Annotated in this window: 18 protein-coding genes; 14 read left to right on the top strand and 4 right to left on the bottom strand. The window is 60.8% G+C overall.

Annotation, left to right across the window (positions count from 1 at the left end):
* The first annotated feature begins 18 nt into the window (after positions 1-18).
* The 12 genes from B1781_RS19250 to ccoS all read left to right on the top strand — a co-directional run bounded on the left by B1781_RS19250 (position 19) and on the right by ccoS (position 12,103).
* On the top strand, positions 19-789 hold the full coding sequence (locus B1781_RS19250) for an SURF1 family protein (protein ID WP_078121210.1): 771 nt from the start codon (positions 19-21) through the stop codon (positions 787-789).
* Positions 776-1,390, top strand: a complete 615-nt coding sequence (locus B1781_RS19245; protein ID WP_125932180.1) for an SCO family protein — start codon at positions 776-778, stop codon at positions 1,388-1,390. Before B1781_RS19250 ends, B1781_RS19245 begins: the two co-directional genes overlap by 14 nt.
* Before the next feature lie 4 nt (positions 1,391-1,394).
* Positions 1,395-2,375: a COX15/CtaA family protein gene (locus tag B1781_RS19240; protein ID WP_078121208.1), complete on the top strand. Its 981-nt coding sequence runs from the start codon at positions 1,395-1,397 to the stop codon at positions 2,373-2,375.
* Positions 2,357-3,268 carry a heme o synthase gene (gene cyoE, locus B1781_RS19235; protein ID WP_078121207.1) on the top strand — a complete coding sequence of 304 codons (912 nt, stop codon included), beginning with the start codon at positions 2,357-2,359 and terminating at the stop codon, positions 3,266-3,268. Before B1781_RS19240 ends, cyoE begins: the two co-directional genes overlap by 19 nt.
* Before the next feature lie 426 nt (positions 3,269-3,694).
* On the top strand, positions 3,695-5,155 hold the full coding sequence (gene ccoN, locus B1781_RS19230) for a cytochrome-c oxidase, cbb3-type subunit I (protein WP_078121206.1): 1,461 nt from the start codon (positions 3,695-3,697) through the stop codon (positions 5,153-5,155).
* 13 nt (positions 5,156-5,168) lie between these two features.
* Positions 5,169-5,909 (top strand): cytochrome-c oxidase, cbb3-type subunit II, encoded by a 741-nt coding sequence (ccoO, locus tag B1781_RS19225; protein WP_078121205.1) that lies wholly within the window; start codon positions 5,169-5,171, stop codon positions 5,907-5,909.
* 40 nt (positions 5,910-5,949) lie between these two features.
* Complete coding sequence (locus B1781_RS19220) at positions 5,950-6,147, top strand: cbb3-type cytochrome oxidase subunit 3 (RefSeq protein ID WP_078121204.1); 198 nt, start codon at positions 5,950-5,952, stop codon at positions 6,145-6,147.
* On the top strand, positions 6,140-7,054 hold the full coding sequence (gene ccoP / locus B1781_RS19215) for a cytochrome-c oxidase, cbb3-type subunit III (RefSeq protein ID WP_078121203.1): 915 nt from the start codon (positions 6,140-6,142) through the stop codon (positions 7,052-7,054). Before B1781_RS19220 ends, ccoP begins: the two co-directional genes overlap by 8 nt.
* Before the next feature lie 157 nt (positions 7,055-7,211).
* On the top strand, positions 7,212-8,636 hold the full coding sequence (ccoG, locus tag B1781_RS19210; RefSeq protein WP_078121202.1) for a cytochrome c oxidase accessory protein CcoG: 1,425 nt from the start codon (positions 7,212-7,214) through the stop codon (positions 8,634-8,636).
* Between the two features lie 2 nt (positions 8,637-8,638).
* Positions 8,639-9,442, top strand: coding sequence for a FixH family protein (locus B1781_RS19205; RefSeq protein ID WP_164513469.1), 804 nt, complete (start codon positions 8,639-8,641; stop codon positions 9,440-9,442).
* A gap of 14 nt (positions 9,443-9,456) precedes the next feature.
* Positions 9,457-11,865 carry a heavy metal translocating P-type ATPase gene (locus B1781_RS19200; protein ID WP_078121200.1) on the top strand — a complete coding sequence of 803 codons (2,409 nt, stop codon included), beginning with the start codon at positions 9,457-9,459 and terminating at the stop codon, positions 11,863-11,865.
* A 4-nt stretch (positions 11,866-11,869) separates the two neighbouring features.
* Positions 11,870-12,103, top strand: a complete 234-nt coding sequence (ccoS, locus tag B1781_RS19195) for a cbb3-type cytochrome oxidase assembly protein CcoS (protein WP_078121199.1) — start codon at positions 11,870-11,872, stop codon at positions 12,101-12,103.
* Between the two features lie 203 nt (positions 12,104-12,306).
* Here ccoS and rpoH read toward each other — a convergent pair whose 3' ends face one another.
* The 4 genes from rpoH to ftsY all read right to left on the bottom strand — a co-directional run bounded on the left by rpoH (position 12,307) and on the right by ftsY (position 16,073).
* On the bottom strand, positions 12,307-13,158 hold the full coding sequence (rpoH, locus tag B1781_RS19190) for an RNA polymerase sigma factor RpoH (RefSeq protein WP_078121198.1): 852 nt from the start codon (positions 13,156-13,158) through the stop codon (positions 12,307-12,309).
* A gap of 276 nt (positions 13,159-13,434) precedes the next feature.
* On the bottom strand, positions 13,435-14,394 hold the full coding sequence (gene ftsX, locus B1781_RS19185; RefSeq protein WP_078121197.1) for a permease-like cell division protein FtsX: 960 nt from the start codon (positions 14,392-14,394) through the stop codon (positions 13,435-13,437).
* On the bottom strand, positions 14,394-15,071 hold the full coding sequence (ftsE, locus tag B1781_RS19180) for a cell division ATP-binding protein FtsE (RefSeq protein ID WP_078121196.1): 678 nt from the start codon (positions 15,069-15,071) through the stop codon (positions 14,394-14,396). Before ftsE ends, ftsX begins: the two co-directional genes overlap by 1 nt.
* An 18-nt stretch (positions 15,072-15,089) precedes the next feature.
* Positions 15,090-16,073 (bottom strand): signal recognition particle-docking protein FtsY, encoded by a 984-nt coding sequence (gene ftsY / locus B1781_RS19175; protein ID WP_078122141.1) that lies wholly within the window; start codon positions 16,071-16,073, stop codon positions 15,090-15,092.
* Positions 16,074-16,258: 185 nt separating this feature from the next.
* Here ftsY and B1781_RS19170 point away from each other — a divergent pair, with 185 nt between their 5' ends.
* Both B1781_RS19170 and B1781_RS19165 read left to right on the top strand, forming a co-directional pair.
* Positions 16,259-17,635, top strand: a complete 1,377-nt coding sequence (locus B1781_RS19170) for a M16 family metallopeptidase (RefSeq protein ID WP_078122140.1) — start codon at positions 16,259-16,261, stop codon at positions 17,633-17,635.
* The gene (locus B1781_RS19165) at positions 17,625-18,923 is read left to right on the top strand and encodes a M16 family metallopeptidase (protein WP_078121195.1); all 1,299 of its coding nucleotides are present in this window, start codon (positions 17,625-17,627) and stop codon (positions 18,921-18,923) included. The genes B1781_RS19170 and B1781_RS19165 overlap by 11 nt, the downstream gene beginning before the upstream one ends.
* Position 18,924: the final 1 nt, after the last annotated feature.

Here is an 18,924-nt window from a genome sequence, read left to right as displayed (position 1 = left end):
ATAGCAGTCGCTTGATCTATGGCGTTCCTGTCGTTGCAGTTCGGACGTTACCGGTTTGCGCCAAACCTCTGGCCGAGCGTGGCCTTCGTGTTGGTCTTTCCGGTGTTGCTCGGCCTCGGCGCTTGGCAGATGGATCGCGCCAAGCAGAAGCAGAGCCTGGTCGAGCGACGCGCCGAAACCGAGGTTGCGCAAGTGTTGCGCGTCGATCGTTACACGCAGCTCGGCGAAAGCGATCGTTATCGTCCGGCCGTCGTTCGTGGACGCTATCTGCGCGAGCAGCAATGGTTGCTCGACAACCGCACCTACCATGGCCAGGCCGGATACCACGTATTCACCCCGTTTCGAGTGGATGGCGACGATCAGGCGACCTTGCTGGTCAACCGTGGGTGGGTTTCGGTTGGCGCTTCACGCCAATACCTGCCAAGGCTGGAAGTGACGAGCGAGCCAGTCACGCTGCAGGGACGATTCGACTCGCCTGCATCGGTCGGCCTGGTGATCGGCGAGGTGCCGCTCAGCAGTGTGGCCGACAGGGTTGTCGTGCAGTCGCTGGATATCGCGGCATTGGCGAATGAGAAAGGCGTCGATCTGCTGCGCTATGCGTTGGTAATCGATGAAGGGCAGCCCGGCGGCCTGCAGTACGACTGGTCGCCGATTCCCGAAATGGGGCCGGAAAAACATCTGGGTTATGCGGTGCAATGGTTCGGTCTGGCCGTTGCCTTGTTGATCATCTACATAGGAGTGAATACGCGGCGTGATCGGGACGATGGAGAAACACATGCCAATGTCTGAGCAGCACCAGCGGCGGCGTAGTCGTGTTCAGTTGGTGTTGATATTCGTGCTCTTTCTGATTCCGCCGGTATCTGCGTGGATCGCTTGGCAATACCTGGGTGAGCACGGCGTCGATGCGACCACCAACGCCGGTACGCTGGTCTCTCCTGCGCGTCCGCTGCAGATCGGTGGTCTGCACAAAGCGGATGGCACACCGTTGGTCGACCAAGACCTGCGTGGTCGTTGGACGTATGTCGTCTTCGCGCCCGGTGACTGCGACAAACGCTGCGAGGAGCAACTCTATCTGACGCGCCAGATTCGCGTTGCAATGAACAAGGATATGCCGCGTGTGCAGCGCCTGTTGGTGCTTGCCAACCAGCCGAGCGCCGAATTCGCGTCACGTCTGGCAAAGCAGCATGCCGATCTGCACTGGGTGGTGCGCGCCAGTGAAGCAGATGCCTTGATACAGACTTTTGAGGGCGATGGATTCGCGCCGTCGGGCGAGCAGTATTTTCTGGTCGACCCGTTGGGTAATCTGATGATGTTTTACGATCTCGACGTGCCGGCCAAGGGCATGATGAAGGATCTTCAGAAGCTGTTGAAGATTTCGCAGATCGGGTAACAACATGGCCTTTCATCGCTTCACCATTCTTGCCGCGCTTCTCGCCTTCGCCGTCATCCTGCTGGGTGCCTACACGCGACTGGCCGACGCCGGCCTCGGCTGCCCCGATTGGCCCGGGTGTTACGGCCACCTGACCGTGCCCGAGAGTGAAGAACACGTTGTCGAAAAACACTATCTCGAGCAGCGAGCCCTGGAGCCGGAAAAGGGCTGGAAAGAGATGGTGCACCGCTACTTTGCCGGCACGCTCGGTTTGTGCATTCTGGCAATCGCGGTCTGGGCCTGGGTGCGCCGGCGGCGCGACCCCGACCAGCCGGTGTGGCTGCCGACATTCCTGTTGGCACTGGTGGTGTTTCAGGCGGCGCTCGGCATGTGGACGGTAACGCTGCTGCTCAAGCCGGTCGTGGTGATGTCGCATCTGCTCGGTGGCTTTGCGACCTTTGCCTTGCTGGTGCTGTTGGCGTTGCGCACCGCGCCGGCGCGACCGAAACCCACTACGGGTGACTGGCGGCTCGCCGGTGCAATCGGTGTGATCGTGTTGGTCGCGCAGATCGCCCTCGGTGGGTGGACCAGTTCAAACTACGCGGCCGTATCGTGCCCGGATTTTCCGATGTGCCAGGGCAGTTGGATGCCCGACATGGATTTCAAAGAGGGCTTCGTACTGTGGCGCGGGCTCGGCGTGAACTATGAATACGGCGTGCTGGATAGCCCGGCACGTACCGCGATCCACTATACCCATCGCATCGGCGCACTGGTCACGTTCCTGTATCTGGCGTGGCTGGTGGTGAAACTGTTGCGTTCGGCCGGCGGGCTGGCCGGCTCGGCGATGTTGGTGGGTGTCCTGTTGCTGACCCAAATCGCATTGGGTATCGGCAATGTGGTAATGCATCTGCCTTTGGGGGTGGCGACGGCACACAACGGTGTCGCCGCGCTGCTGCTTGTCTCTCTCGTTTATGTGAACTACCGACTATGGCAACGACCGCACTAAAGACGACCCACCACGCCGGCTGGCGCGACTACCTGGCGCTGTGTAAACCGAACGTGGTTTTGTTGATCGTGTTCACCGCGGTAGTGGGCATGTTGCTCGCTGCCCCGGGCATGGTGCCGCTGGAAGCGCTGCTGTTCGGCACGCTCGGCATCGGTCTGGCGGCCGCGTCCGCGGCGGCGATCAACCACGTGGTCGACCGCAAGATCGACGCGATCATGGGACGCACCAGTGGGCGGCCGTTACCGCAAGGCGCGGTCAGCACCCGCGATGCGTTGACCTTCGCGCTGCTGATCGGCGCGGTGGCGATGCTGATGCTGGCCCTGCTGGTCAACACCTTGACCGCCATGCTGACGTTCCTGTCGTTGATCGGCTATGCGGTGATCTACACCATGTATCTGAAGCGCGCTACGCCGCAGAATATCGTGATCGGTGGTGCAGCGGGTGCGGCGCCGCCGGTGTTGGGGTGGACGGCGGTGACCGGCAGCGTCGATCCGGGTGCCTTGTTGCTGTTCCTGATTATTTTCACCTGGACGCCGCCGCACTTCTGGGCGCTGGCAATTCATCGCGCCGAGGAATACCGCAAGGTTGATATGCCGATGTTGCCGGTAACCCACGGTTCCGATTTCACTCGCCTGCAAATCCTGCTGTACACCGTGTTGCTGTTGGTCGTCACCCTGCTGCCGTATGGCTACGGTATGAGCGGTGGTTTGTACCTGGGGGGAGCCCTGGTGCTGGGACTGGGTTTCCTATATTACGCCGTCCGACTGTTCATCGATGACGATCCGCGGATGCCGATGCGCACCTTCGGCTATTCGATCATCTACCTGATGGCGTTGTTCGCCCTGTTGTTGATCGATCATTATGTGCCGCAGATGATTCTATTGATTGATTGACGGCGGTTTCCGTCCCAAGCTGTCACGCACTGCGTCGCGATTGGCATAGCGGCGAACAACCCGGTGTTACATAGGGCCATCTGCCCATATTTTGTATTGGGCTTCGCAACGGACAGATCGCCACTTTTCCTCTAAGCTTGCGCGCCATGGTTTTGCGGCGCGCACTACCATAAGAATTGACTAATATTCTGCCGTCGGCTACTATCCGGCCGCTTCGGGATTGCTCGTCCTCAGAATGTCGCGCTGTCGTCGACAACGGCGCTCTATCGGTAGGTTCGCTGATAGAGACCAAGTTTGCGGCTGCAGGTTCCGAAGGTCGCGCGATTCGCAAGGGTTAACGTCAATATTGTCGCTTCACGTTGGTCGCTTGGACGCAAGGGCGGTACCGGGCAGCGTGTTGGTTTTGGGTCAGCCAGAGGTGTAAACATGGTGCAATCTACCGCTGCTGCAACAACGCAGTACAACTACGACATCGTCAAGAAGTTCGCCATTATGGCGCTTGTCTGGGGTCTGCTTGGCATGACCGCGGGTACCTACATCGCCGCTGAATTGGCATTTCCCTTCCTGAATTTCGACACCGCCGAGATCACCTTCGGTCGTCTGCGTCCGGTACACACCACGCTGGTCATCTTCGGTTTCGGTGGCAGCGCGTTGTTTGCAACTTCTTATTACGTCGTTCAGCGCACCAGCCAGGCGCGCCTGTTCAGCGATGTGATGGCCAATATGACCTTCTGGGGCTGGCAGCTTTCCGTGTTGCTCGGCGTCATCGGCTACGTCAACGGCATCACCCAAGGCCGCGAGTACGCCGAATTTCCGTGGTACATCGATCTGCTCATCACCGTGACCTGGGTGATGTATGCGATCGTCTTCCTCGGTACCCTGCGTCGTCGTTCACAGCCGCACATCTACGTGGCGAACTGGTTCTACCTCGCGTTCATCCTGGCGACCGCATTGCTGCACATCTTCAACAACCTCGCGGTGCCGGTCAGCTTCTTCAGCCCGTACTCCTACAGCCTGTTCTCGGGCGTACAGGACGCCATGACCCAATGGTGGTACGGACACAACGCGGTTGGCTTCTTCCTGACGGCTGCCTTCCTCGGCATGATGTACTACTTCGTACCGAAGCAGGCGGGTCGTCCGATCTATTCATACCGTCTGTCGATCGTGCACTTCTGGGCACTGTCGTTTATGTACATGTGGGTCGGTGGTCACCATCTGCACTGGACCGCACTGCCTGACTGGACGTCGTCGCTGGCGGCTGCGTTCTCGATCCTGCTGCTGTTGCCTTCGTGGGGCGGCATGATCAACGGCATCATGACCTTGTCCGGTGCCTGGGAAAAGCTGCGTACCGACCCGATCATGCTGTTCCTGATCACTGCCTTGTCGTTCTACGGCATGTCGACCTTCGAAGGTCCGATGATGTCGCTGAAGAGCGTCAACGCCCTGTCGCATTACACCGACTGGACCGTTGGTCACGTGCATTCCGGCGCATTGGGCTGGGTGGCGATGATCTCGTTCGGTTCGTTCTATCACCTGATTCCGCGCCTGTATGAAACCCGTCTGTACAGCACCAAGCTGGTGTACGTGCATTTCTGGCTGGCGACCATCGGTATCGTGCTGTACATCGCATCGATGTGGGTGTCGGGTATCGGCCAGGGCCTGATGCTGCGTGCCTTCGATGAGTACGGCAACCTCGCGTACACCTTCATCGAATCGGTGCAGTTCATGCATTGGCCGCTGGTAGTACGTATGTTGGGCGGCGTGTTCTTCGTGTCCGGTGTTTTGATCATGGTGCTCAACGTCGCCATGACCATCCGTGCCGGCAAACAGGAACAGGCTGCATTGGAGGCGAAGATTGCCGCCAAGATGGCCAAGGCCGGCGTGTAAGGGGCTGTAACTAATGAAACTCACTCACGAAAGTATTGAAATCAATGCCGGTCTGATGACCGTGCTGACCCTGATCGCGATCTCGATCGGTGGCCTGGTCGAAATCGTGCCGCTGTTCTACATCAAGGACACGATCGAGAAGGTTGAAGGGGTGCGTCCCTACACCCCGCTGGAACAGCGCGGTCGCGACATCTATGTGCGCGAGGGCTGCTATACCTGCCATTCGCAGATGATCCGTCCGTTCCGTGACGAAGACATGCGTTATGGCCACTATTCTTTGGCAGCAGAGTCGCAGTACGACCATCCCTTTCAATGGGGTTCGAAGCGTACCGGTCCCGATCTGGCGCGCGTTGGTCGCAAGTATTCGAATGCCTGGCACACCCAGCATCTGAATAATCCGCGCGACGTCGTCGATACCTCGATCATGCCGAGCTATCCCTGGCTGTTGCAGAACGAGCTCGATTACGCCGATGTCGGTGATCGCATGCGTGCGCTGAAGGCCGTCGGCGTGCCGTACTCGGATACCGAAGAAGAGTACAAGGCGAACGTCGAACAGTTTGGTGAAGAGGTCGCTGAGAATCTCGACATCCATCGTGCTGAAATCAACCTGCTGAAGCAGGCCCAGGCCGAAAACTGGGACGGCGACCGCAGCCGCCTGACCGAGATGGATGCCTTGGTGGCCTACCTGCAGGTGCTCGGCACCATGGTCGATTTCACCAAGTACGACGAAGGCTACTTCGCGGAATTTCGTTGATTATCACGTGACCTCGTCGGTCGGTTAGGGGATACGTCAGATGCTCGAATGGTTGTCGCAGATGGAAAACACCAAGCCGTTGGCGCTGGTGATTTTCTTCGTGACCTTCGTCGGCATTCTGATCTACGTGTTCACCGGTAAGAAGCGCGCCAAGCGCCTCGAGTCGTACAAGAACATCCCCTTCCTCGACGATGACGAGGCGGGCGACAAAAGAGATAAGGATTCAGACAATGGCTGATCAAAACCAAGGTAAAGCTGTACAGACCACTGGCCATGCCTGGGACGGTGACCTGCAGGAATTCAACAACCCGCTGCCGCGCTGGTGGTTGTGGACGTTCTACGCGACCGTCGTGTTCGCCGTGATCTACTGGATCTGGTATCCGGCCTGGCCGATCGCCAGCTCCTTCACCAAGGGTATCGGTTCGGTCACCTACCAAGCCAACGGCGAAGAGGTGACCACGCACTGGAACACGCGCGCCGAGCTGATCGAAGAGATGCAGACCGGCAGCGAGACGCTCAAACAGCAGGAATACATGAAGAAGGTGGCTGCCGCTTCGTATGCGCAGATCGAATCCGACCCGGAGATGTCCGGCTTCATGCGTTCAACCGCCAAGGTATTGTTTGCGGACAACTGCGCGGCTTGTCACGGCATTGGTGGTGCGCCGCTCAAGTTGGGCCTGTACCCCAACCTCGGCGACGACGCCTGGCTGTGGGGTGGTAGCACGGAGCAGATCGAGCAGACCATCCGCGCTGGCCGCAACGGCTTCATGCCAGCGTTCGGCGAGGTGCTGAGCGATGAGCAGGTTGAGCAGGTCGCCAGCTACGTGTTGAGCCTGTCTGGCTCCAGCGCTGATATGGCCAAGGCGGAAGCCGGTAAAGCGATCTTCCAGGGCAAAGAAGGTGGCTGCTACTACTGTCATACCGAGTCGGGCAAGGGTATGCATTCGCAGGGTGCAGCCAATCTGACCGATCAGATCTGGACGGTCGCCGATGTGCCTGGTGCCGTGGATGATGCCGGCAAACTCGAAGCAGTCAAGAAAGTGATCCGTGGTGGCATTCAGCGCCAAATGCCGGCATGGAGCGGTCGTCTGGACGATACCGAGATCAAGCTACTGACCGCCTATGTGAACAGCCTTGGTGGCTGATCGTTCAATTCGGGTGATCTTGAAAAAGGCCGTTCGCGGCCTTTTTCTGGTTGTGGAGAGTGACGTTTGTCATGGCGGCAGTGGGGTTTTTGAGGCAGTTTCGCGTGCGCAAAAAACTGTAGTACAGCGTTGAACGCGCGATAACCGAGCACACCCGATGAACGACAGCGACAACCAATCCGATCTCTACGCCGCGCGTACCCATATCTATCCGCGTTCGGTCAGCGGCCGTTTTCGTCGCCTGAAATGGGGCGTACTGGCATTGGCCTATGGTGTCTACTTCCTGCTGCCATGGCTGCACTGGGAGCGTGAGGCCGGTGGTGACCAGGCTGTGCTGTTCGACCTGGTCGGGCGCAAGTTCTATCTGTTCGATCTCGTCGTCCACCCGCAGGACATCTTCTGGCTGGCCGGCCTGCTGATGATCGCTGCCTACCTGCTGTTCTTCGTGACTGGTCTGGCGGGGCGCGTGTTCTGCGGATACTTCTGTTTTCAGACGTTGTGGACCGACGTCTATATCCTGATCGAACGCCTGGTGCAGGGCGAACGGCCGGCGCGTATCCGACTCGCGAAGGCGCCTTGGGGGCCGGCCAAGATCGTGAAGCTGGGCCTCACTCATCTGCTGTGGCTGCTGGTGGCCTTCATGACCGGGCTTACCTTTGTGCTCTACTGGGGCAACGCGCCAGAGCTGGTCCAGCAGTTCTTCACCGGTCAGGCACCGTTTGCCGCTTACGCCACGACGCTGTTCCTCACCACAACCACCTATGTCATGGCGGGTATCGCGCGCGAACAGGTATGCACCTACATGTGCCCCTATGCGCGCTTTCAGGCGGTGATGTTCGACAAGGACACCTTGATCGTGTCGTACGACGCCCAGCGTGGTGAAGGTGATAAAGGGCGCTCGAAGCTCGGCAAGACGCTCAAGACCAAGGAAGCGCGCACCGAGGCGGGCGTCGGCGATTGCATCGACTGCGGCTATTGCGTGCAGGTCTGTCCGACCGGTATCGACATCCGTAACGGTCTGCAGATCCAATGCATCTCCTGCGCCCTGTGCGTCGATGCCTGCGACACCATCATGGATTCGATGGGCTGGGAGCGCGGCCTGGTGGGCTACACGTCGCAGCGCAAAGAAGACACCGGCGTGCAGGCGCGCTGGCTGCGTCCGAAGGTGATCGGTTATGCCGCCGTGCTGGTGGTGGCGATCGGTCTGTTGGGCTGGAGCGTGTCGCATCAGGTGCCGTTCGACATGACGGTGGCACAGGAGCGTCAGCCGATCTACGTGCGCCTGTCGGATGGCCGAATCCAGAACAGCTATGAGGTCAAACTCAACAACAAGACCAACAAGACGTTGACCCTGCGATTCCGCGCGGAAGGTCTGCCCGAGGGAGCGGATCTCGATTTCGGCCAGTTCACCGAGATCAGCCTGCGACCCGAACAGCGCCTGAGATTGGCAGCCAAGGTGCGTGCGATGCCGAAGGAATTCGATGGCCACAGCCATCCCTTCTATCTGATTGTCGAGCCGCAGAACGCACCCGAGCTGCAGCCGTTCAAAGCGCAAAGCGTGTTCTACGTACCCGAAAAATGACGATGTCCGCCTCAATGATGTTGGCCACGATCGGCGGTGGCGTGCTCGGCGAGGTGTTGCTGTACATTTTGCTGCACCGCGTGTTCCGCCTCGACGGCAAGGCCTCGGCCATGGCGATCGGTCTGCTGGTGGTGCTTGCCTATGTGCCGTGGGCGATCCTGACGTGGCCGGGTGCCGACATCTTCGCCATTCATCTGGCGATCTACCTGACCACCGCCTACGGCCTGGGCATGATCGGCAGCCGCGTCGGGCGCGGCTGGCACTGGGCACCGGCACTGATCGTCGGATTCTTCGTGATGGTCATCATCACCAACGTGATTTTTCTGGGTGTGGCCGAGCGCGGCATCACCGGCCTGTTCGCCAGGATCCTGCCGGAGCCGGAAGAGGCGGAGGTGGTCGACTCGCGTTTTCCCGGCACGGTGTCTCACGATTTCCAAGAGAAAGAGGCGCAGTACAACGCGTATCTGCGCCAGGTCGAGGAGCAGCACCAGCGCGGCTGGCAGGTGAGAAAGGGGTGGTTGTACAAACCCGTCGTCGGGCAGAATGCAACCTTCATGGTGACCGTTGCCGACAAGCAGGGCTCCCCAATCAGCGGGGCCGACGTTTCCGGTCGATTCCTGCGGGCGTCGAACAGCCGTGATGACTTCGAATTCGAGATGCACGAAACCGGTCCCGGCGAATACCGGGTCGATCTGAAAATGCCGCTGCAGGGATTGTGGGACCTGGTGTTGCAAGTGCGACGCGGCGAAGACCTGCACGAAATCCGGGCGGAGACCCTGGTGGGCGGCGCCGCAGGCCACGGTTGAACCGGGTGGCGTCGATGGCCGATTGTTATCACTGTGGTCTGCCGGTGCCCGACGGGGCCGACTACAAGGTCACAATCGATGGCGAGTCGCATGAGATGTGTTGCCACGGCTGCCAGGCCGTTGCGCAGGCCATCGTCGATGGTGGCCTGACGTCTTTCTACAAGCACCGCGAGTCACCTTCGCGTCGACCGGAAGACCTGGTCCCCGAGGCGCTGCAGCGTTTTGACCTGTACGACCAGCCGGCATTGCAGCAGAGTTTCGTCGAGATCGACGACGCGTCGGTCAAGACCGCCTCCCTGATCCTCGAAGGCATTACCTGTGCTGCCTGCGTGTGGCTGAACGAGCGCCATGTGAACGCGCTACCCGGTGTTGTCGACTTCGCCGTCAATTACAGCACCCACCGCGCACGCGTGCGCTGGGACGACAGCAAGATCCACCTGTCGGACATCCTCAAGGCGATCACCGAGATCGGTTACGTCGCCCATCCTTTCGATCCCGGTCGCCAGGAAGCGGTCAACAAGAAAGAGAAATCCGCTGCGCTGCGGCGTCTTGCAGTAGCCGGCCTGGGTGCCATGCAGGTCATGATGCTGGCGATCGCGATGTATGCCGGCGACTACAGTGGCATGGAAGCGGACTTGCGCGTGTTCATGCGCTGGGTCAGTCTGCTGCTTACCTTGCCGGTGGTGGCGTATTCGGCAGCCGGTTTTTTCCGCACCGCGTGGCGCGATCTGCGGCGGCGTCAATTGAGCATGGAAGTGCCGGTGTCGCTGGCGATCGGCGGCGCCTTCACTGCCAGTGTCTGGTCGACGGTATTCGGTGGCAGCGAGGTCTACTTCGACTCGGTCTGCATGTTCGCGTTTTTCCTGCTGGCCAGCCGCTACCTCGAGATGGGTGCACGTCACCGCGCCGGCGAGGCCGCCGAAGAGTTGGTCAAACTGCTGCCGGCGACCACCACGCGGCTGAACGATGCTGACGAAGAGGTCGTGGTCGCCGTTTCCGAGCTGGCCCCGGGTGATCGTGTGCTGGTGCGTCCCGGCGAAACCATTCCGGCCGATGGCAATGTCATCGACGGTCGTAGCTCGGTCGACGAGTCGCTGCTTACCGGCGAGAGCCTGCCGCGTCCGCGCCAGGTGGGCGACGAGCTGGTGGGCGGCAGTGTCAATGTCGAAAGCCCGCTGCTGCTAAAGGTCGAAAAGGTTGGGGAAGACACGCTGGTATCGGCGATCGTTCGCCTGCTCGATCGCGCGCAGGCGGAAAAGCCGAGCGTCGCGCGGCTCGCCGATCGCGTTGCCGGTTGGTTCGTCGGCGTCTTGCTGATCGTCGCGACGCTGGTGGCGACCTTCTGGTATTTCCACGCCCCGGAGCACGCGTTCGCGATCACGCTGTCGGTATTGGTCGTGACCTGTCCCTGCGCGCTATCGCTGGCGACACCGACCGCGATTACCGCGGCGTCGGGGGCGTTGACCCGGCTGGGACTGCTGACCACCCGCGGTCACGCCCTGGAGGGCCTGGCGCAGGCAACCCATATCCTGTTCGACAAGACCGGCACGCTGACCCGCGGCATCCTTCAGCTTGCCGAGGTCGAGCTGTTGAACGACCGTGGCATCGATCGTACCCGAGCGCTGGATCTGGCCGCGGCCCTGGAGAGTGGTTCGGAGCACCCGGTTGGCAAGGCCCTGGTATCGCGCGCCAGTCACAAGTTGCGACCGACCGACCTGACCAATCTTCCCGGGCACGGTATGCAGGGTGTAATCGAATCCCGCCGTTATCGAATCGGCAATGCCGCCTATGTTGCTGAATTGAGCAACTCGGCTGTGCCGCTACCGGGCGACGGGTTCGGTACCGAGGTCTACCTGGGTGACGAGCAGGGCATTCTGGCGCGGTTTGAACTGCGCGACGAGTTACGCCCGGATGCCGATGTGGCGATCCAGCGCCTGAAAGAACTGGGCCTCCAGGTAGAGATATTGAGTGGCGACGTCGCCGGCGCGGTCAAGCGCGTCGCCGATCAATTGGGCGTCAGCGAAGCATCTGCCGGTATGCGTCCGGACGGCAAGCTCGACCGGGTGCGCGAGCTGCAGGCCGCAGGACACCGGGTGGCGATGGTCGGCGATGGGGTCAACGATGCCCCGGTGCTGGCTGGTGCCGACGTGTCGATTGCAATGGGGCAGGGTGCGCAGCTGGCGCATGCAAGCGCCGACATGGTGGTGCTGTCGGAGCGGCTGAGCGCGCTTCCCGACGGGGTTCGCAAGGCGCGCGCGACGCGGACGGTCATTAAACAGAATCTGGCGTGGGCAATTCTGTATAATATTGCCGCCGTGCCGCTGGCTGCCGCCGGAATGGTGGCGCCGTGGATGGCTGCCATCGGGATGTCGTTCAGCTCGTTGGTGGTGGTATTCAACGCGCTCAGATTGAAGGCCGACTAGAAAGATGACGATTCTGTACCTGCTCATCCCACTTGCCGTGGGCCTCATGGCGGTAGCGATCGTGTTCTTTCTGTGGACGGTGCGCACCGGACAATATGATGACCTGGAAGGTCCGGCGCATCGCATCCTGATGGATGACGATGACCCGAAGATTCCGGGCAATGCAAAAAAAACGAAACAGCTCGAAAATCCGGCCGAAGCGTCGGATGACGAGCCGGTAGACAAAAAAGGGGAATGAGGGGAAATGACAACGCTACAAATGAAGGAGAGATCCAGTGTTCAGCTTTGACAATTTCGCCATGACCGTCGTCATCGCCTTGATCGTGATGGCCTGGTTGAGTTTCTTTTCGGTCATTCTCGCCGGCTGAGTTTCCCCTCGGCACAGATGAAAACGCCCGCAGGCTGCGGGCGTTTGTTTGTTGGGGTTTTGGTCTTGGCCGATCAGGCGGCGAGTTTGCTGCGCAGCTTCTTCATTGCGGCCGCCTCGATCTGACGAATACGTTCGGCCGACACGCCGTACTCATCCGCCAGCTCGTGCAACGTCTCTTTGCTTTCGTTCAGCCAGCGGCGCTGCAGGATGTCGCGACTGCGGTCGTCCAGCGATTCGAGCGCTGAATACAGGCCATCGCGCTCCGATTCGGCGCTATCCGCATCTTCGAGCATGATCGACGGCTCGTGCCGCAGGTCGGGCAGGTAGGCGGCCGGTGCAAAGCTGGTGCTGTCGTCATCGTCGGCATCTGCGCCATCGAACGCGACATCGTAGTTCAACAGGCGCGACTCCATTTCAACCACGGTTTCGGGTTTAACCCCAAGATCCTCGGCGACTTGGTTGACTTCCTGTTGCGAGAACCATCCGAGACGCTTCTTCGCACTGCGCAGATTGAAGAACAGCTTGCGCTGCGCTTTGGTCGTCGCCACTTTGACGATGCGCCAGTTGCGCAGGATGTATTCGTGGATCTCGGCCTTGATCCAGTGCACGGCGAACGACACGAGGCGTACGCCCATGTCCGGGTCGAAGCGCCGCACGGCCTTCATCAGGCCGACCGTACCTTCCTGGATAAGATCGTTCTGCGGCAGGCCATAGCCGTTGTAGCCGCGGGCAATGCGTACGACGAAACGCAGGTGTGACATGACCAATTGGCGCGCGGCGTCCAGATCCTGTTGGTCGCGCAGGCGCACAGCGAGATCGTGCTCTTCCTCCGCCGACAACATCGGCAGTTGAAAAGCCGCCCCGATATAGGCATCCATATTGCCGGTCGGTAGCGTCATCGGTATCGCAAGTTGATTGCTCATAGGTCTGTTACCCAAATCCTCTTCCTAGCCTGAATTTAGCACTCTGATTTTTCGACTGCTAGTGCATTTTAGCAGTCCGCGGGTAAGAGTGCTAACCAGGCGTCAAAGTTCCGCCGGTTGTCTAACTATTTGATATCAATATTAAATATATTGTGGCGCTCGACCCGCTCGGACGGGTATCGCGCGAACGCTCAGCGCCTTAACGGGCCCTTCTGCGAAATGTTTAGTGCGGATGTGCGAAGGATGTCACCCAGGCCGCGGCACCGCCCGGCCTAGTTATTCGGGTTGCACGTCGGCCAGATGGCGACCGACCGCCAGCCAGGCGCCGGCGAGGCCGAGCAGCGGACCGCCGAGCAACACGCCGGCCAGACTGAGTGGGTCGATCAACGCGAGGGAGAAATCCGATTCGTACAGGCCTGCGAGACGTTGCACCGGGCCGGCGAGCAGATACAGCGAGATCAGCACCAGCAACAGCGCAATCGTGGCACCCAGCAGGCCGTACCACAGACCCTCGTAGAGGAACGGGCGGCGGATGAAGGCGTCGGTGCCGCCGACCAGTTTCACGATCTCGATCTCGCTGTGCCGATTCTGGATTTCGAGGCGGATGGTGTTGCCGACGATCAGCAGCACGGCGCCGCCGAGCAAGGCGGCGAGGATCATCACCGCACGTTCGATCGTGCCGGTGATCGCAGTCAGGCGCGCAACCCACTGCAGATCGACCTGGGCGATGTCGATCTCGCGGTAGGCCTGCAGCTCATCCGCCATGCGGCCGACGGCTTCGGTACCTTGCACATTCTCGCTCGGGCGCACGATCACCACGGGCGGCAGGGGGTTGCTGTCGAGCAGTTCGATCGCTTCGCCGAATCCCGACAGGGTGCGGAACTCGGCGAGCGCCTTGTCACGGTCGATCAGGCGCGTTTCCGCCACATCGCCGCGCTGGGCGACCTGGGCACGCACGGCTTCGGCCTGTTCGTTGCTGACCGCTTCGTTGAGGAACAGCGAGATACTCGCGCTGCCTTCCCAGGTACTGCTGATGCCGCGCACGTTGTCGACCATCAGGTGCAGGCCGCTCGGCAGCGCCAGCGCGATGCCGATCACCGCTGCGGTCATCAGTGTGCTGACCGGGCTCCTGCTCAAGCGGCCGAGCGAAGCCAGCGACATCTGTGCGTGCCGCAGCAGCCAGGTGCTCGGGCTGCGGTTGCGTTTGAATCCGCTGCTCTTTTTGCGGCCGGCCATCAGTCGTCCGCCTCGTCGCCGGTATCGGCGGCAACCCGGCCGTTACGCAGGTTGACGATGCGTTTACCCAGTCGGTCGACCAGTTCGACATCGTGGGTGGCGATCAACAGCGTCACGCCGACCTGATTGAACTGCAGGAACAGTTCCATGATCTCACGCGACAAGTCGGGGTCGAGGTTGCCGGTTGGTTCGTCGGCCAGCAGAACCGGCGGCTTGCTGACCAGTGCACGCGCGATACCGACGCGCTGCTGTTCGCCCCCGGACAGGGTAATCGGGAACACCTTCTCTTTCTTCAGCAGACCGACCTTGTCGAGCGCCGCGCGAACCCGGCGCTTAATCTCGCCGTGACCCATGCCGGCGACCACCAGCGGCAGCGCGATATTGTCGAACACGGTGCGATCGTGCAGCAGCCGGTGATCCTGGAAGATCATGCCGACCTCGCGACGGTGGTAGGGCACATCGCGATTCTTGAGCTTGTTCAGGTTGCGGCCGTTGACCCAGACCTGGCCGCGCGTGGCGCGTTCGAGCAGGCCGATCAGCTTGAGCAGGGTGCTTTTGCCGGCGCCTGAATGGCCGGTGACGAAGGCCATCTCGCCGGGTTCGAGATGCAGGTCTACCCCCGACAGGCCTTCGTGGCCCGTGGCATAGCGCTTGGCGACATTATCGAAGCGAATCACTGCGTCAGTGCCCGTTCCTTATTCAAACAGCGCCTTGACGAACTCGCCCGCATCGAACGGTCGCAGGTCTTCGATCGACTCGCCGACACCGATAAAACGGATCGGCACGCCGACGCGATCGCCGATGGCGAAGATGATGCCGCCTTTGGCCGTGCCGTCGAGCTTGGTCAATGTGATACCGGTCAGGCCGACCGCCTGATGGAACTCCACCGCCTGGTTGAGCGCGTTCTGACCGGTGCCTGCATCGACCACCAGCATCACCTCGTGCGGCGCCTCGGGGTCGATCTTTTTCATGACGCGGCTGATCTTGGTCAGTTCGTCCATCAGGTTGCTCTTGGTGTGCAGGCGGCCGGCGGTATCGGCGATCAGCACGTCGACCTTGCGCGCCGTTGCAGCTTCAAGTGCATCGTAGATAACCGATGCGGCATCGGCACCCGTCGCCTGGGCGACCACCGGAATGCCGTTGCGTTCCCCCCAGGTCTGCAACTGTTCGACGGCCGCGGCGCGAAAGGTATCGCCGGCCGCCAGCATCACGCTCTGGCCTTCTTCTTTGAGGCGACGCGCCAGCTTGCCGATGGTTGTGGTTTTGCCGGCGCCGTTGATGCCGACCATCAGGATGACCTGTGGGCGTCCCGCCGCCGGCTGTTTAACCGGTGCATCGATCGATTGCAGGATATCGGTCAACTGGCTGCGCAGCGCCGCGCCGAGTGCCTCGGGGTCGGCGAGTTCCTTGCGCCGCACGCGCGCGGTGAGGTCGTCGATGATGCGCCGTGTGGCATCGACCCCGACATCCGCGGTCAGCAACAGGGTTTCGAGCTCTTCGAGCAGGTCGTCATCGATCTGCCGCTTGCCGCTGAGCAGGTCGCCGAGGGCGTCGCTGAGGTTCGCCCGCGTGCGTGCAAGGCCGGCACGCAGGCGCGAGAACAAGCCTTTAGGCTTGTCTTCTTCTGCTGCCTTTTCTGCGGGTTTTTCCGGGTTTTTGTTTCTGCCGAATCCGAACATTGTTTCCGTCTGTGGGAACTGTCGCGCAACCTGGTGGTCGATTTGCGCAGGATACTCACGCCTGGGCGGTTGATGCCGATCGGCTGACTTGCCAGAATCGCCATCCGCCACGGCGAATACAACTTAAATAAATGACGCAGCGCATCGTACCACCCGTACCGCTGCCGCCGCACCCTGGAGCCTTGATGACAACGACAGTCTTTTCCCGATTCATGTTCGCCGTGTTGGCCGTCGCCTGTCTGCCGGCCATTGCACAAGTCAGCGAGTTCAAGCTCGGCAACGGTATGAAAGTGATCGTCAAGGAAGATCACCGGGCGCCGGTCGTGGTCAGCCAGGTCTGGTACCGGGTGGGTTCCAGCTATGAGCCGGATGGCGTCACCGGCGTTTCACATGCCCTCGAGCACATGATGTTCAAGGGTACCGAGCAGGTGGGGCCGGGCGAGTTCTCGAAGACGGTATCGGCCCTCGGTGGTGAAGAGAACGCGTTTACCAGCCGGGACTACACGGCGTATTACGAAACGCTGTCGGTCGAGCACCTCGAAAAAGCCTTGGAACTCGAAGCCGACCGCATGCGTAACCTGCTGCTGAATGCCGACGAGTTCGCCAAAGAGATCGAGGTGGTCAAGGAGGAGCGTCGCCTGCGCACCGAAGACAAGCCGACCGGCAAGGTGTACGAACAGTTCAACGCCGTTGCGTGGCGCGCATCGCCTTATCGCAATCCGGTGATCGGTTGGATGAATGACCTGGATCACATGACACTGGACGATCTGGCCGCCTGGTACCGCAAGTGGTACGCGCCGAACAACGCCACGCTGGTGGTGGTCGGCGATGTTCAGCCGGACGAGGTCATGGCGATGGCGGAGCGTCATTTCGGGCCATTGCGCGGCAGCGATATCCCGCCACTGAAGCCGGCGGCAGAGCCTGAACAGAGTGGTGAGACGCGGGTCGAGGTCAAAGTGCCGGCGCAGCAGCCTTATCTGCTGATGGGCTACAAGACACCGATGGTTGGGCAGGCCGAAGAGGAATGGGAGCCCTATGCGCTGTACGTTCTGTCCAGCGTGCTCGATGGTGGCAGTAGCGCACGCTTGTCGCGTGACCTGGTCAGGGGCGGCGGTATCGCGGCTTCGGCCGGCGCCGAGTACGGCGCTTACAGCCGTCTACCCGGTATGCTGTTGCTCGATGGTACGCCGACCGACGGACACACGCTTGCCGATCTCGAAGGGGAACTGCGCGGTGAGATCGCCAAGCTACGCAATGAACTGATCGATCAGGCTGAGTTGCAGCGCGTCGTCACGCAGGCGGTTGCCGCCAAGGTGTATCAGGCGGACTCCTTGTTCTACCAGGCGACCGAGATCGGCATGCTCGAGACGATCGGCCTGGACTGGCGTCTGATCAAGACCGAGATCGATAAACTCAAGGCGGTTACGCCGGAGCAGGTGCGCACGGTGGCGCAGCGTTACCTGGTGGACAGCAACCTGACGGTGGCAACCCTGGTGCCGTTACCGATGGAGCAAACGCAGCCACGTGCGGTCACCTCGATGGGAGGTCGTCATGGTAGCTAAGCGTTGGTTGTTGGTCGCCGTAGTTTTCTTCTGCGGTTATGTCTACGCGGGACCGAAGGTCGAATCCTGGCAGACGCCGGCAGGTACCAAGGTGATGTATGTGCATGCCCCCGATCTGCCGATGGTCGACGTGCGCGTCGTGTTCGATGCCGGCAGTGCGCGTGACGGCGAACTGCCGGGTCTGGCGCAATTCACCAATGCGGTGCTGACCGAGGGTGCAGGGGAGTGGGATGCCGATGCCTTGGCGCTGCGCCTGGAAGAGCGCGGCATCGAACTCAGCAACGGTTCGCTGCGTGACATGGCATGGGTGAGCCTGCGCAGCCTGACCGACGACGCGGTATTGAATGTCGCGCTGGAGAGCGTCGCGGCGGTGCTGGCCAAACCTCGGTTCGCCGATGACGCGGTCGCGCGTATCCGTCAACAGATGCAGATCGGCCTGCGGCGTACCTTGCAGTCGCCCAGCGGCGTGGCCAAGCGACGTTTCTTCGAAGCGTTGTATGGCAATCATCCCTATGCGCATTCGCCGGACGGCGATAAAGAGTCGCTCGCCGAAATCACGCGCGATGACCTCTTAAAGTTCCATGAGAAATACTATGTCGCCGGTAATGCAATCGTCGCCGTTGTCGGCGCGGTCAATCGCGAGGCCGCAGAACAGATTGCCGAGCGTGTAACCGCCGGGTTGCCCGCGGGTGAGCATGCGCCGGCGCTGCCGCCTCCGCCGCCAGTCAACAGCACCGAACTGCGCGAGAAGTTTCCGTCGTCGCAGACACATATCTTTCTCGGCCAGGCGGGCATGGCGCGCCACGATCCGGATTACATCGCCTTGTACGTCGGCAACCACGTGTTGGGCGGCGGTTCGTTGGTGTCGACCCTCGCTGAAGAGGTGCGCAACAAGCGTGGCCTGTCGTACAGCGTCTACAGCTACTTCAGCCCGATGCGCGTCGATGGCCCGTTCCTGATGGTTGCACAGACCAAGAACGAGAAGGCCGACGAGGCATTGAAGGTGATGCGCGAGACGCTGAACCGCTTCGTCGAGCAGGGTCCGTCCGAAGAAGAACTGGAAGCAGCCAAGCAGAACCTGATCGGCGGTTTCCCGTTGCGTATCTCGAGCAACGGCAAGATCGTCGAGTATCTGGCGATGATGGGCTTTTACGACTACCCGCTCGATTGGCTGGATACGCTGACCGACAAGATGGCGGCCGTAGACGTCGAGAAAGTGCGCGACGCGTTTCGTCGTCGCATCGATGCCCTGGCGGGTATTGCGGTCATCGTCGGCGGCAGCGGCTGAC

It is taken from the genome of Thiosocius teredinicola, from assembly GCF_002009425.1.
GTDB lineage: Bacteria > Pseudomonadota > Gammaproteobacteria > Chromatiales > Chromatiaceae > Thiosocius > Thiosocius teredinicola.
The sequence above is the reverse complement of the archived record's forward strand: the minus strand, read 5'-3'. Positions and strand labels throughout refer to the sequence as shown.

Bases quoted from the DNA above. Each gene is read 5' to 3' on its own strand.
- B1781_RS19250 (WP_078121210.1), top strand. From the start codon at position 19: ATGGCGTTCCTGTCGTTGCAGTTCGGACGTTACCGGTTTGCGCCAAAC.
- B1781_RS19245 (WP_125932180.1), top strand. From the start codon at position 776: ATGCCAATGTCTGAGCAGCACCAGCGGCGGCGTAGTCGTGTTCAGTTG.
- B1781_RS19240 (WP_078121208.1), top strand. From the start codon at position 1,395: ATGGCCTTTCATCGCTTCACCATTCTTGCCGCGCTTCTCGCCTTCGCC.
- cyoE (WP_078121207.1), top strand. From the start codon at position 2,357: ATGGCAACGACCGCACTAAAGACGACCCACCACGCCGGCTGGCGCGAC.
- ccoN (WP_078121206.1), top strand. From the start codon at position 3,695: ATGGTGCAATCTACCGCTGCTGCAACAACGCAGTACAACTACGACATC.
- ccoO (WP_078121205.1), top strand. From the start codon at position 5,169: ATGAAACTCACTCACGAAAGTATTGAAATCAATGCCGGTCTGATGACC.
- B1781_RS19220 (WP_078121204.1), top strand. From the start codon at position 5,950: ATGCTCGAATGGTTGTCGCAGATGGAAAACACCAAGCCGTTGGCGCTG.
- ccoP (WP_078121203.1), top strand. From the start codon at position 6,140: ATGGCTGATCAAAACCAAGGTAAAGCTGTACAGACCACTGGCCATGCC.
- ccoG (WP_078121202.1), top strand. From the start codon at position 7,212: ATGAACGACAGCGACAACCAATCCGATCTCTACGCCGCGCGTACCCAT.
- B1781_RS19205 (WP_164513469.1), top strand. From the start codon at position 8,639: ATGTCCGCCTCAATGATGTTGGCCACGATCGGCGGTGGCGTGCTCGGC.
- B1781_RS19200 (WP_078121200.1), top strand. From the start codon at position 9,457: ATGGCCGATTGTTATCACTGTGGTCTGCCGGTGCCCGACGGGGCCGAC.
- ccoS (WP_078121199.1), top strand. From the start codon at position 11,870: ATGACGATTCTGTACCTGCTCATCCCACTTGCCGTGGGCCTCATGGCG.
- rpoH (WP_078121198.1), bottom strand. From the start codon at position 13,158: ATGAGCAATCAACTTGCGATACCGATGACGCTACCGACCGGCAATATG.
- ftsX (WP_078121197.1), bottom strand. From the start codon at position 14,394: ATGGCCGGCCGCAAAAAGAGCAGCGGATTCAAACGCAACCGCAGCCCG.
- ftsY (WP_078122141.1), bottom strand. From the start codon at position 16,073: ATGTTCGGATTCGGCAGAAACAAAAACCCGGAAAAACCCGCAGAAAAG.
- B1781_RS19170 (WP_078122140.1), top strand. From the start codon at position 16,259: ATGACAACGACAGTCTTTTCCCGATTCATGTTCGCCGTGTTGGCCGTC.
- B1781_RS19165 (WP_078121195.1), top strand. From the start codon at position 17,625: ATGGTAGCTAAGCGTTGGTTGTTGGTCGCCGTAGTTTTCTTCTGCGGT.